This is a genomic window from Paenibacillus sp. PK1-4R (assembly GCF_030369595.1).
In the GTDB taxonomy this organism is placed as follows: domain Bacteria; phylum Bacillota; class Bacilli; order Paenibacillales; family Paenibacillaceae; genus Paenibacillus.
Map to the genome: position 1 here is coordinate 671,437 of NZ_CP126535.1, position 12,925 is coordinate 684,361.

General features: G+C 48.3%; 11 protein-coding genes. 9 read left to right on the plus strand and 2 right to left on the minus strand.

Annotated elements, in window-relative coordinates:
• The first annotated feature begins 1 nt into the window (after nucleotide 1).
• From QNO02_RS03130 to QNO02_RS03140, 3 genes are all read left to right on the plus strand, one after another.
• The gene (locus QNO02_RS03130) at nucleotides 2-424 is read left to right on the plus strand and encodes a universal stress protein (RefSeq protein ID WP_091038968.1); all 423 of its coding nucleotides are present in this window, start codon (nucleotides 2-4) and stop codon (nucleotides 422-424) included.
• 244 nt (nucleotides 425-668) lie between these two features.
• Entirely contained in the window at nucleotides 669-2,093 is a 1,425-nt protein-coding gene (locus QNO02_RS03135; RefSeq protein WP_133387553.1) for an aldehyde dehydrogenase family protein, read from the plus strand.
• A gap of 367 nt (nucleotides 2,094-2,460) precedes the next feature.
• Nucleotides 2,461-3,273: a MerR family transcriptional regulator gene (locus tag QNO02_RS03140; protein ID WP_133387554.1), complete on the plus strand. Its 813-nt coding sequence runs from the start codon at nucleotides 2,461-2,463 to the stop codon at nucleotides 3,271-3,273.
• A 151-nt stretch (nucleotides 3,274-3,424) separates the two neighbouring features.
• Here QNO02_RS03140 and msrC read toward each other — a convergent pair whose 3' ends face one another.
• A complete protein-coding gene (gene msrC / locus QNO02_RS03145; protein WP_036614172.1) occupies nucleotides 3,425-3,922 on the minus strand; it encodes a free L-methionine (R)-S-oxide reductase MsrC in 498 nt (165 codons plus the stop codon).
• 185 nt (nucleotides 3,923-4,107) lie between these two features.
• On the opposite strand from msrC, the gene QNO02_RS03150 reads away from it, so the two are divergent.
• From QNO02_RS03150 to QNO02_RS03160, 3 genes are all read left to right on the plus strand, one after another.
• Nucleotides 4,108-4,404, plus strand: coding sequence for a hypothetical protein (locus QNO02_RS03150; protein WP_036614170.1), 297 nt, complete (start codon nucleotides 4,108-4,110; stop codon nucleotides 4,402-4,404).
• A gap of 199 nt (nucleotides 4,405-4,603) precedes the next feature.
• Complete coding sequence (locus QNO02_RS03155; RefSeq protein ID WP_289391065.1) at nucleotides 4,604-5,176, plus strand: GNAT family N-acetyltransferase; 573 nt, start codon at nucleotides 4,604-4,606, stop codon at nucleotides 5,174-5,176.
• A gap of 272 nt (nucleotides 5,177-5,448) precedes the next feature.
• Nucleotides 5,449-6,954, plus strand: coding sequence for an MDR family MFS transporter (locus tag QNO02_RS03160; protein ID WP_289392664.1), 1,506 nt, complete (start codon nucleotides 5,449-5,451; stop codon nucleotides 6,952-6,954).
• Nucleotides 6,955-7,423: 469 nt separating this feature from the next.
• On the opposite strand, the gene QNO02_RS03165 is transcribed toward QNO02_RS03160, so the two are convergent.
• Nucleotides 7,424-7,885 carry a MarR family winged helix-turn-helix transcriptional regulator gene (locus QNO02_RS03165; protein ID WP_017690799.1) on the minus strand — a complete coding sequence of 154 codons (462 nt, stop codon included), beginning with the start codon at nucleotides 7,883-7,885 and terminating at the stop codon, nucleotides 7,424-7,426.
• Nucleotides 7,886-8,394: 509 nt separating this feature from the next.
• Between QNO02_RS03165 and QNO02_RS03170 the strand changes: the two genes are divergently transcribed.
• The 3 genes from QNO02_RS03170 (at nucleotide 8,395) to QNO02_RS03180 (ending at nucleotide 12,897) form a co-directional block, all read left to right on the plus strand.
• On the plus strand, nucleotides 8,395-9,726 hold the full coding sequence (locus QNO02_RS03170) for an MFS transporter (protein ID WP_289391066.1): 1,332 nt from the start codon (nucleotides 8,395-8,397) through the stop codon (nucleotides 9,724-9,726).
• Between the two features lie 207 nt (nucleotides 9,727-9,933).
• Nucleotides 9,934-11,286, plus strand: coding sequence for a hypothetical protein (locus QNO02_RS03175; RefSeq protein WP_133387557.1), 1,353 nt, complete (start codon nucleotides 9,934-9,936; stop codon nucleotides 11,284-11,286).
• A 45-nt stretch (nucleotides 11,287-11,331) separates the two neighbouring features.
• A complete protein-coding gene (locus tag QNO02_RS03180) occupies nucleotides 11,332-12,897 on the plus strand; it encodes a hypothetical protein (RefSeq protein WP_289391067.1) in 1,566 nt (521 codons plus the stop codon).
• Nucleotides 12,898-12,925: the final 28 nt, after the last annotated feature.

Below are 12,925 nucleotides of genomic sequence, written 5' to 3' on the forward strand. Positions count from 1 at the left end.
AATGCTGAAACATATATTGGTTGCTGTTGATGGTTCGGAACATGCGCATAAGGCTTTGGAACAAGCACTGATCCTGGCTGAAGATATGAAACAACCTGCAAGTCTGTTGATCGTGCATGTTAATCCTACCATCTCCATTAATGAACCTGCATTGGGTGTTGATCTGGAAGCTCGGATTGCCGAAGAAGGGCAGCATATTATAGAACCGGTGACCAGACAGTTGTCCGGACGAGACGTAGCATATGAGACACTGCTGATTGCGGGTGATCCCGTTAATGAGATCTGCCGTGTAGCGCGAGAACGAGATTGTCGAATGATCGTGATGGGAACAGGTGGAAAAGGCATGCTCGCAGAGATGATCGTGGGCAGTGTCAGCCATGGTGTGTTAAAACATGCAGATTGCCCCGTCCTGACGGTTAAATAGGTTGTGAAATCCTTTATAATGCAATAGCTCAAGATCGCCACAATGGCTCATCAGGTACGTTACAAGCTATGATTGCCAAATACCGTAGTGGGTTGATGGCACGGAAATAGTGTATAAATAGATTATATAAATTGAACTGATCTTTTACATGAGACAGCGATTGTATTGTTGTTGTTCTGTCATCGAAGTGGCAGTGTAACATTCTTTAGTTCAATAGGTTCTAAAAGGATGGAGGATGCAGCATATGAAAAAACAACATCTGTTTATCGGTGGCAAACTGACCGAATCCGTAGATTATAAAGAACTTCAAGCACCATACTCCGGGGAAACGCTGGCAGAAGTCTCTTCGGCTTCAGCCGAGGAAGCGGAGGCTGCTGTTGTAGCTGCGGTTCAAGCCGGGAAGGCAATGCGCCAGATGCCTGCACATCAGCGTGCAGATATTCTGTACAAATTGTCCTCCATGCTTGAAGAACGCAAAGAAGAAGCAGCGCGAATCATAGCGCTTGAAGCGGCGAAGCCAATTACGGCAGCACTGGCCGAGGTTGACCGGACGGTGGAAACGTATCGGTTTGCCGCCGAGGAAGCCAAGCGGCTGACCGGAGAGACGGTTCCGATGGATGCAGCCAAAGGTGGAGAAGGGCGTATCGGCTATACGATGCGGCAACCTCTAGGTGTCATCGGTGCGATTACACCGTTTAATTTTCCAATGAACCTGGTAGCTCACAAGGTAGGTCCAGCGCTCGCAGCAGGCAATACGATCGTACTCAAACCTGCGGAGCAGACGCCGCTGTCTTCCTATTACATTGCTAATCTGCTGCAGGAAGCCGGATTGCCGGATGGTGCACTGAATGTGGTGAGCGGTGATGGCAAAACGATTGGTGATGTGCTTGTGGAGCATCCCCGTGTTGCTCACATTACGTTTACAGGCAGTCCAGCGGTAGGCACGAACATTCGTAGCAAAGCAGGACTCAAACGCGTGACACTGGAGCTTGGGTCGAATGCAGCGGTGATTGTGGATAAGGACGCAGACCTGGACAAAGTGGTTCCTCGATGTGTGACTGGTGCTTTCACGTATCAGGGACAGGTATGTATCTCACTACAGCGAATCTACGTACATCGTGACATCTCGGAAGAATTCATCCGGCGTTTTGCTGAAGCGGCCAAACAAGTGGTGGTCGGAGACCCGCTGAGCCCGGATACGGTGGTCTCTGCGTTGATTACCTCCAAGGATGTACAGCGTACACTCGACTGGATTGAAGAAGCTAAACAGGCAGGGGCTGAAGTGGCAGCAGGCGGTCAAGCTGAAGGAGGCGTTCTGCGTCCAACGGTACTGATTAACGTTCCGCGTGATGCCAAGGTATCCTGTCAGGAAGTGTTTGCACCCATCGTTGTGATCAATACGGTAGATTCCGTTGAAGAGGGTATTGAACATGTTAACGACTCGATATACGGGCTTCAGGCAGGCGTATTTACAAATGATATTCATACCGCCCTCCGTGCTGTCGATCAGATCGAAGCAGGTGGAGTTATGATTAATGATATTCCGACGTTCCGTGTGGATCACATGCCCTATGGTGGGGTGAAACAAAGTGGGATTGGGCGTGAAGGTGTAAAATATGCTGTAGAGGAAATGACGGAATTGAAGTTTGTTATGTTTAACAAAGGGTGATTCTCTTCCATTCTTTTACTCAATATACCGTATGCCAATGAAAACATAACCACACACTCCTGTGCCAGAATAATGGCACAGGTTTTTTTATATGAAGATCATGGAAAAAGTTTCAAAAATACATATGGATTCTTCGCTGACTGCGGGTTCACATCTGATGAGACGGGTATAACATAGTTAACATACCGCAACATAACTGACCAAACGCCCTCATATTACCGAAGCATGATGTACCCATCCAGAGAACGAGCGGAATGAAGCGGTACAGCACTGCCGAAAGTCTTATATTCTCTCATTATTCAAATAAAATGCAGTATGAATTAAGCCTGAACTCTGGAGTTGCAGGACAGGCAGGAGGTGTATTCAAATGGCGTATTCCATGGTTGACGTATCGGGAATGTCAGGCGTAAGTCTGAACGAACTGAGCCAGTATGCAGAGACAGGTCTTCTGAATCCGGCCTTTGGGGATGTAGATGAGGACATCTATTATGAAAAGCAGGAATTGCTGAGACTCCAGCAAATTCTTTTCTGTAAGGAAGTAGGTATGAAGGAGAATGAGATTGCCCCGATGCTCCGGGATAATCCTCAGGATGTCATACGCATCATGAAGCAGCATCGCATTGATATTCTGGAGAAGGCACTCCGTCTGCATGGATTGATTCAGACACTGGACAAAACGATCTCTCATTTGCAAGGTGAACAGGAACTTGATGAACATGAACTGTATAACGGTTTTGTAAATAAGGGGCGTCACCAGTTGCTGAATGAATCGGGTTTTGACCCTGTAATCAATAAAGATATGAACCATGTGCAGACAGAGGGTGTTCAGAGGTCCGACATCCAATCTTCCAATTCATCCACATTGCCTGAAAATCAGGAGTTGAAGTCAAAAGAAGACTATCTGGATTCCCAGGCGAAAATTGATCAGGTCCATCTCGACTTACAACAGGCCATTGAGGATGGATTGGAACCCGGTAGTGCAAAAGTACAACGGATTATTGGCAGGCATCTTGAATGGATCAAAGGTTATTATACACCCACCGCTGAGATCTATCGGGATTTGGCCAATCTGTATGTAGAGCATAAAAATTTCCGTCAGATGTACGATGGTTACCACCCGAGGCTGGCTGAATTCCTGCGGGATGGGATGATGATTAAAGCGGAACATGATTTATCCTAGATGCATAAAGTAACATGGGCGAGCAAGAACATGGGTGTAAATCATAATGGATAACAAAGAGCGCAGACCTTTGAGAGGACTGCGCTCTTTGTTATTACGGGTTCTTCATCATCGTGTGTGATGAGACTCCGATCACCTTATTCATCATTTCCTAAAGGGGAATGGTTGCCTCCAACTGCTCTGTGAGCAGGCTTACGGCTTTCTCCAGGAAGACGCGGTCTTCGTCGTCAAAACGGTTTTTGATCGGGCTGTCGATATCCAGCACCCCGTACAGTTCGCCGTTTTTGATAATAGGTACGACAATCTCACTGTTTGATGCTGCATCACAGGCAATGTGGCCTGGGAAGGCATGAACATCATCAACGACCAGGGTACGTTTTTCCGCAGCAGATGTGCCGCATACACCACGTCCCAATGGAATTCGGATACAGGCAGGCAGTCCTTGGAATGGCCCGAGGACCAGTTCTTTTCCATCATACAGATAGAAGCCGACCCAATTGGTGTCGGTCATAAATACATTGAGCAGCGCAGCAGCGTTCGCCAGATTGGCAATCGCACTAGGTTCATCGCGGATCAGAGCACTTAACTGTCCCAGGACGGCGGTGTGCTGCTCACTTCGTGTTCCTTCATAGGAAACAGCTTGAAACATGGTAAATCACCCTCCCGAGCAAAATGGTACTTATTTTCAAGATAGTGCAGAGGATGCAGTTAGTCAAGCGGAGGATTTCGGAAAGGGAAGGGAATACCTGAAGAATCCTCCTGTTTCTCAGCTTCTTGCGCGGGGTAATTACTTAGCAACCACGGAGGGCTATAACCCGGGAAGGAGCTTGGCTTATGCATGCAGAGGTACAGAATCTTTTTGTACGGATTCATCTACTATATTTCGCGCAAAATCAGGATTTGAACGTTAGCGAGGCACTGCCCCTATTGGAAGAACGGGGATATCGCGTTGGAGAGCGGGAGATCAAGCAGGAGCTTGAACACCTGACACAGGAGAATTTCCTGACCGCCCACGGGGACCAATGGAGCCTAACCGGGACTGGCATCGAAGAATTCAAGGAAATCACGGCTGTGTTTGGCCGGGTTAGCGATGAATTACTGGGGAAGGGCAAGAAAACGTCCAAAGCTTAAAATTCATTTGGACAAGCCATGATTCCGTAATTCACTCAAACTTGAATGGATCCATACGTACAACAAGACCGGGAGCGACATTGGCCCGGTTTTTTGACGTGTGTCCATGACTGAACAGTTGCCATTCAGCGCAGGTTATGATTAGATGACTAGTGAATATTATGGTCTGCGGAGATAGATCGGATCGGAGTGTCTTTATATGTATAAATGCAAAGGAAGAATTCCCGAAATGGAGACTGCGCGGCTTCGTCTGCGTAAAATGCGTCGCCGGGATGCGGCCCAGATGTTCGCATGCTGGTCAGATCGCGAGGTGACCCGTTACATGAATCTTGCACCCATGATTGGGACAAGCGAAGCGGCGGACATGATTGCACTGCTCAACCAAATGGCAGGGGAAGAGGATGCGATCCGCTGGGGGATCGAACTCAAAGAAACAGGCAAGCTCATCGGCAGCTGTGGCTTTAACACATGGCAGCTTGAAGGCGCATTCCGGGGTGAGATCGGATATGAGCTGGGACGTGATTACTGGCGACACGGTTATATGACGGAGGCTTTCTCGGCATTGCTGCCCTTCGGATATGAGACCATGGGTCTTAATCGAATTGAAGCGCTGGTTGATCCGCGTAATCTGGCTTCCGGCGAGTTCCTGACAAACCGTGGCTTCACACGAGAAGGGCTGCTGCGACAAGTACAACATACGTCCACCGGATACAAGGATATGGTGATGTATTCGATGCTGTATGATGAGTTTCTTCGTAAGAAAAGTAAATAAAAGAAAAAATATATAATTGTTTTTTAATTTACACGTAAACGGAGAAACAGAACAAAGCTGGAGAAGCGAAGCGATCGCCTTTAAAGCTTTCTGAAAGAAAGCTACATCGGAAGCATACGCTATCACCGGATTTCTCCTTTAGAGAGGAGAAGAAAAAATCTGGGGATAACAGCGATCGGAAGCTTGTTCTGGTTCGTAGTAGATGTGTAATTTAACGTACCAATTATATAGAGAACAAAGAGAGAAGGGTTTGTGTGAATGCAACTGGAGGTTTGAAGCGCAGTTTCATCTTAACCGGGCTGTTGCTCGCGACATTTCTGTCAGCGATTGAAGGCACCGTAATTGGTCCAGCAGGGCCGACCATTGTCAGTGAGCTGGGGAGTGTACAGCTGCTGAGCTGGATTTTTACCGCATACCTGTTAACGATGGCTGTGAGTACGCCCATTTTCGGTAAAATCAGTGACCTGTACGGACGAAAGCCTGTATTTCTGATTGGCTGTGCGTTATTTTTACTGGGTTCACTCTTGTGCTGTCTGTCGCAGAACATGGAGCAATTAATTATTTTTCGTGCCATTCAAGGGATCGGTGCTGGTGCGGTAGTTCCTGTTACATTTACGATTATCGGGGACATCTACGCCATTGAAGAACGTGGCAAAATTCAGGGCTGGATCAGCTCCGTGTGGGGCATTTCCTCTCTGGCAGGACCACTGCTTGGAGGTTATTTTGTAGATAATCTGGGCTGGCAGTGGATCTTTGGTTTTAATGTGCCGTTTGGTCTGCTTGCGATGTGGTTTGTATTTCGTTATCTGAAGGAAGATATCTCTCCACGTACGGCCAAAATTGATTATGTCGGTGCACTGACCTTCACGGTGGGTATTACCGCGTTGTTGTTCGTCCTGTCGGCGGGTGGGCAGTATTATGCCTGGAGTTCTCCGTTAATTGTTGTGCTGAGTGTGGTCGCCGCTCTGTTTATTATTTTATTTTTTGTGGTGGAAAAAAGAGCTCAGGCCCCTATGGTTCCATTACATTTGTTCCGAATTCGTGATATCCGTGTGGCGAATATCGCTGGACTCCTGACCAGTACTTTGATGATCGGCCTGACCAGTTATTTGCCGCTTTGGGTGCAGGGTGTTCGGGGAGGTAATGCTACGGAATCCGGGTTGCTGCTCGCGCCGATGTCGGTGGGTTGGCTCATTGGTAGTGTGTTGGCAGGCCGCCTGTTGATGAAAATTGGATCACGGTTGACCGCATTGATTGGATTAACCGGAATTGCGATTGGATCGGGTGGACTCTTTCTGGTGGGCGGGACATCCCCGCAGGCTGTACTATTTATATTGACCTTTATTTATGGTCTCGGCTTCGGATTTGCGTTCACGATCTTCACCATTATTGCGCAGTCTTCCGTAGGGTATAAGGAACGAGGTTCCTCTACGGCATTGCATACGTTCATGCGTACATTGGGACAGACGATTGGTGCAGCGGCTTTTGGCACCTGGTTGAACTATCGAATCTCCACGTTATCGAGTGAGCAGAATCTGGCGGAGGCTGGAATTTCGGAGAATGATCTGAATGAACTGCTCGCACCACATACGGATGCAGCACTATCAGATGATAAATGGGCGCTGCTGCGTAACGTGCTGGAAGGAAGCTTGCATTCCCTGTTTGTCATTATGTTTGTCATTGCACTGGTCTCGTGGGTAACGACGCTTGCTCTACGCAAACGTTTAATTGTACCCGAAGATGCAGATGCTCCACCGCAGCCACAAGGCTCAAAGTAAAAGTGGATGTATATACGAAAAACATATAAAAAACCGGATTCGCCGATGTGAGGCAAATCCGGTTTTTTTTGTTGGCAAATGTGCAATGAACTAGAGTTTATCTTCAAACTCAGGCAAGTGATACGTTGGGGGATGTCCGGGTCTAAAGCATTTTGAAGTACAGGCTGGCTGATCCTGGTGAATCGTCCAGACGAATTTCTAAGGAACGGAGGACGTCTCATTTGGCCATCTGCTCCTCTTTTTAAATTGTAAGGGACATGAGACACGTTATTCCCCAAAATCACCTGAAAAACACGTTGTAAACGGCTGTTTATTCAAAGATAGCGTGTGTCAGATTCCTTAAAATGCTGCGAGCGCTTCAAACCCCTGAATAAGACGTCACAGGTTCGTTAGCGTTAGCGCTCCCGCTCCATATCTGCTCCAGTACATTATGTTACGCTCCGGCTTTCGGCAGGTTTGAAGATACGCTCTAGCTACTCGCGGATAAACGGTCTGCAGAATGTGCAAGCCTTCCCAAGAGTTCGGACAGCAATTCCTTGTCTTCCTCACTTAGTCCACTTACCGCCCGATCAATCTTCAACGCATAGCCTGGATAGATGTCATCCATGGTGCGCTGTCCTTCTTCGGTCAGTTCCACAAAGATGATACGTCTGTCCTGCGGACAATGTTTGCGGTGTAACAATCCTTTTTGCTCGAGCTTATCGATCACATAGGTCACATTACCACTTTGCAGCAGAAGTTGTGCGCCAACCTGTTGAATTGGCTGAGCTCCTTTCATATATAACACTTCGAGCACCCCGTATGCGGTGGGGTTGAAGCCATGCACTTTGCTTCCGGATACAGCGTGTTCATTCACGCTCTTGAATGTCTGGGCCAAGGTGCGGTACAGATGAAGTGAACGTTCGGTTCCGATTTCTTGTAATTCCAGCATGCTGATCCCGCCTTTTCAGATTAGTTTTATAAGTTGAAATGATAAAGTTACAACCTACCACTACGAGGACAGAACAACCTTCCAATCACTGTTATCCCCAGATTTTTTGAAATATTCTTCAAAGGTAAAATCCGGTGATAGCGTATGCTTCCGATGGAGCTTTCTTTCAGAAAGCTTTTAGGTGAACGCTTCGCTTTTTCAGGTTATTTCTGTCCTCTCCGTTATGTTGTTCATGTAAAAGAGTATTTCAACTTATATGAGTTGGTTAGTTATGTTTGACGATTCAGGTTGTCGCCATGGTTTAATTGTAAACTTCTATTTCTACGAAAAACATGCGATATGTCACAAGATTTGCATTTTTAGCATTTAAAATTTGATCATTCATCATGCTGAAAAATCATCCTTCAGATGTCGCTTCTTCTCCGCCTCTGGCAGGAGGTTGAGTCAAGCCCTAATCTCTTATAATGAGTTCATATTATGAATTCGGAAGGTAATGGAGGAGAAGCAGAATGACAAGTGATTTAACGTTTGAAGAACAACGACCGCTGAAGAATAACCGATCTTTTGTAACATTGATGGTGGCACAGGCCATTTCCAATCTGGGTGATTGGCTGCATCTACTCGCAATCCTGACCCTCGTGGGTATCCGCTGGAATGCAACGCCATGGGAGATTACATTTGTCACACTTTCCGCAGCACTACCTATTCTGTTGACAGGGCCATTCGCAGGCACGCTTGCAGATCGCCTGAACCGAAAATGGCTGATGATTGTAGCTGATGGTGCACGGATCATCATTGTGGGTGCGTTAATTTTTGCTGACCAGATCTGGCACGTTTACATACTGCTTGTCCTCAAATCCCTGTTCGATGTAATCTTCTCTCCGGCCAAAAACGGAAAGCTGAAGGAAATTGTACCTCGCGAACAGCTTGCGCAAGCTGTATCCATCAGCTCGGTGATCGAACAGATGTCCAAAATTATCGGTCCAGCGCTTGGTGGACTGCTGGTAGCCGCTTTTGGCATCACCTGGTGTTTTGTTCTCGATTCAGCGTCTTTTCTGATTTCCGGCATCATTTTATTGTGGATTCCTGGAACTCGGGTGATCCAATCTGCAATTCATAACGTAACAGAAGTAGAGGAAGAGACAGCTGGGGGTGTTCGGAACCGCTCAAAAGACTCTTTTTGGAAAGAAACACAGGAGGGTATCCGCATGCTCGCATCTCTCCCTTATGTAGGAACGTCTCTGATTTTGCTTGCTTCAGCCATACTTTTTCTGCAATTTGCCGATTCACAGACTGTGGTGTTATTCAGACAGCTTCCCGGAATTTCAAGTGATCTGCTGGGATGGTGCGTGGCAGCAAGTGGCGTAGGCACATTAATTGCAGCGATGAGTGTGCGGAAGTGGAAACATGCAGGGCATGTTTTGAAAATGGGTCTGGGTACCATACTCATGGGTCTGGTTATCGGCGGAGCCGGAGTTATTGTTGGGATTTGGCCGCACGCCGGGTTAGGTGCCAATCTGTTGTTAGTATCCCTCTTTGCCTTGGCAGGTGTCGGAATTGGGTTTGCGATTGTGCCCTTTCAAATCCTGTTGCAGGAACAGACACCTGAGGCGATGACAGGCAGGGTATTTGGAACGGTAGGCAGCGTGATGACAGCCAGTAATATTATGGGCCCGGTGGTAGGCGGATTCATGGTCACCTCATTTGGTGTAGTGCCGGCTTTTGTCTGTTCAGGCATTTTGCTGACCCTGCTTGGGTTGTTTTATTTGATGAAACGTAGCGGGGAAAAAGCCGATCTGAATGGCTCCATTGCAGCCAAGACCATGGTTGCAGGCGACTGAAAACAGGCCGAATCTGCTCAGGTTAGAACAGTTGAAATGAAGGTTTGAATTTACGTCAAATTTTAAGTTTATGATTAAAAAGCGTTTGAGTAAACGCCTTCACGTTTAATGAGGAACAGGCAGAAATCCCTGTATTCTAATTATTCCTAGGGGAAAACTCATATGCCTTGTCCCACCAACGCATTAGCGGAAAGGGGGTGAAGCAACTTGAATGTAAAGTTACCAAAATCGATTGTGCGTCTTGGAAGCATACCACTGGCTATACTTGCCGGGACTTTGCTTCTGGGAGTTGGATCGTCACATGTATACGCCGATGATGCTCAGGCATCTTCTGAAAAACCGTCCAGCGGATTGTCACTAAATTTGTTTTCACGTGATTCGGATGGCGGGTTGAATCTGACTCCGTCGGTATCGGTATCCACACCACTACTGGATGTTGAAGTTCCGTCGATCAAAGCGAACGAATCCACAGGTAAGCTGAGTGTATCTGAGCTGAAAGTAGATACACCGCTTGGATCGGCCGGAACATCAGAGATTGGGATTGATGCGAAGAAGGGAACCGTCGAACTGCCGTCTGTACAGGCGGATACACCGGTGATCAAAGCCGATGTATCAAGCAGTCAGGTGAACCTCAACGAAGGGACAGCTTCCTTGCCTGGCGTTACCGCAGAGGTACCCGAGGTCATCAAGGCAGAGACGTCTGCTGTGAAAACAGACCTTCGGCAGGGCAAGGTTGAATTGCCTTCCGTGAAGGTGGATGTACCTGAAGTTACTTCGGTCAACATCTCCTCATCCCGTGTGGATCTGAGTAAGGGAAATGTCCAGCTGCCATCTGTGAACGCAGAAGTTCCAGTTGTAGACGTATCCGCTGAACTCAGTCCTGATCAGGAAAAGGTGGAGATTCCAAGTGTGAAGCCAGAACGGCCTGTAGTCACTCCGGAACAACCGGCGGTCGTCAAAACACCGAATGTTAAAACTTCCAATACGAGTGCACTCGCAGATCCTGTTTCACCACAGAAAAATGAGGAAGGACAGGACGCGGTACAGGCTACGGGCAAAGTGGTGGAGGTTACCCTGGAACCAGAAGTACGTCCAGAACAACCTGTTATCCCGCAGGTATTGCCTGTGGAAGGGACCGATCTGACGCAGGATTCCGATGTTAATGCAGGTTTGCCCGATAACGAGTTATTCCTCGTAGATCAGTCATCTGCTAAACCAGCTGTCACTGAACAAGTGCAGAGTAACCAGGAAGCCAATCTGAAACAAGATGATGCTGATGCAGCATCTCCATTGCAGCCTCGCACAGAACGACCAACCAGTTGGTCTGTTGCAGCAACTTCTCCCGGAGCAGCTAATGCTTCCGCCGGGACAAGCTCCGGTTCGTCCGGTGTAACTGGAGGTGGAGCAACCGCTCCAGCCGCTGCACTTCCGGGAGCAACAACGGGTCTGGTTACGCCAGATTACGATTTTGCTTTCCGAATGGAACGGCTCGATGGATTCAGTCAATGGTCACAGGCACCGCCTGGGCGGCCGCCGCAATATACCTCTTTCTCTCAATAACAATGGCGTTAATTCAACCAAAATTGAGAAGGAGTGTATATCATCATGAAAAAAGTGAATCGTTGGGTAAAATTGTCGGTATTGTCGGGTACGTTGGTGGCTGGATTGCTGGGAGCTTCGCAGGCAACTTACGCAGATAGTTATAGCAATAACAGCAGTGGAAATCTGGATCTAAATGCAGGTTTGCGCCTGGAACTGGGATCTCTTCTGTCTGGACACCGTGACACGGGTTACGGAAACCTTGGTAGCTACGGAGGTTCATCCAGTGCAAGCGGAGCATTGAATCTGGATCTTGGCCTTAATGCCGGCTTATCCTCAGAGAGCACAAACCGATACAATGATCGTTCTTCCGACCACACAGCTGAACGTAGCAGTTCTGGCAAGCTGGGCCTTGGCCTGAATGCCAATGTGTCGGGAGAAGGTACAACGATGAGCGACTATTCACGAGGCGGCGATGATCGGAACGTAAACAGTAGCACTACGAGCGAAAGTCGTGGAGCGCTAGATCTGGGTCTGAACGTGAATGCCGAAAGTGAGAGTGCGACATGGACTCAATCTGAACGCAACAACAGCGTGAAAGACAGCGAGCGTAACGTGAGCAGCAACTACGCAAACGAAAGCCGTGGCGCACTGGATCTGGGTCTGAACGCTAAGGCAGAAGGAGAGAGTGCAACGATGGCTCAATCCGAACGCAACAACAGTGTGAAAGACAGCGAGCGTAACGTGAACAGCAACTACGCAAACGAAAGCCGTGGCGCACTGGATCTGGATCTGGGTCTGAACGTGAATGCCGAAGGAGAGAGTGCAACATGGACTCAATCTGAACGCAACAGTAGCGTGAAAGACAATGAGCGTACCGTGAACAGCAGCTATGCAAGCGAAAGCCGCGGAGCACTGGATCTGGGTCTGAACGCGAAAGCAGAAGGTGAGAGTGCTACAGTAGCTCAAACTGAACGCAACAACAGCGTGAAAGACACCGAGCGTACCGTGAGCAGTAACTATGCAAACGAAAGCCGCGGAGCACTGGATCTGGGTCTGAACGCAAAAGCCGAAGGAGAGAGTGTAACGATGGCTCAATCCGAGCGCAATAACAGCGTGAATGACCGTGAGCGTACCGACAGCAGCAGCTATGCGAGCGAAAGCCGCGGAGCACTGGATCTGGGTCTGAACGCGAAAGCAGAAGGAGAGAGTGCAACAATGGCTCAATCCGAACGCAACAACAGCGTGAAAGACAGTGAGCGTAACGTGAACAGCAGCTATGCAAGCGAAAGCCGCGGAGCCTTGGATCTGGGTCTGAACGCTAAGGCAGAAGGAGAGAGTGCAACAATGGCTCAATCCGAACGCAACAACAGCGTGAAAGACAGCGAGCGTAACGTGAACAGCAGCTATGCGAGCGAAAGCCGTGGAGCGCTGGATCTGGGTCTGAAGGCTAAGGCAGAAGGAGAGAGTGCAACGACGGCTCAATCTGAACGCAGCAACAGCGTGAAAGACACCGAGCGTAACGTAAACAGCAACTACGCGAGCGAAAGCCGCGGCGCACTGGATCTGGGTCTGAACGTGGATGCGGATGCAGAGAGTGAAACTACATCTGTGGTGGAGACAAATCGGTAATATGAGATTTTCACTGTAATATGAAGAA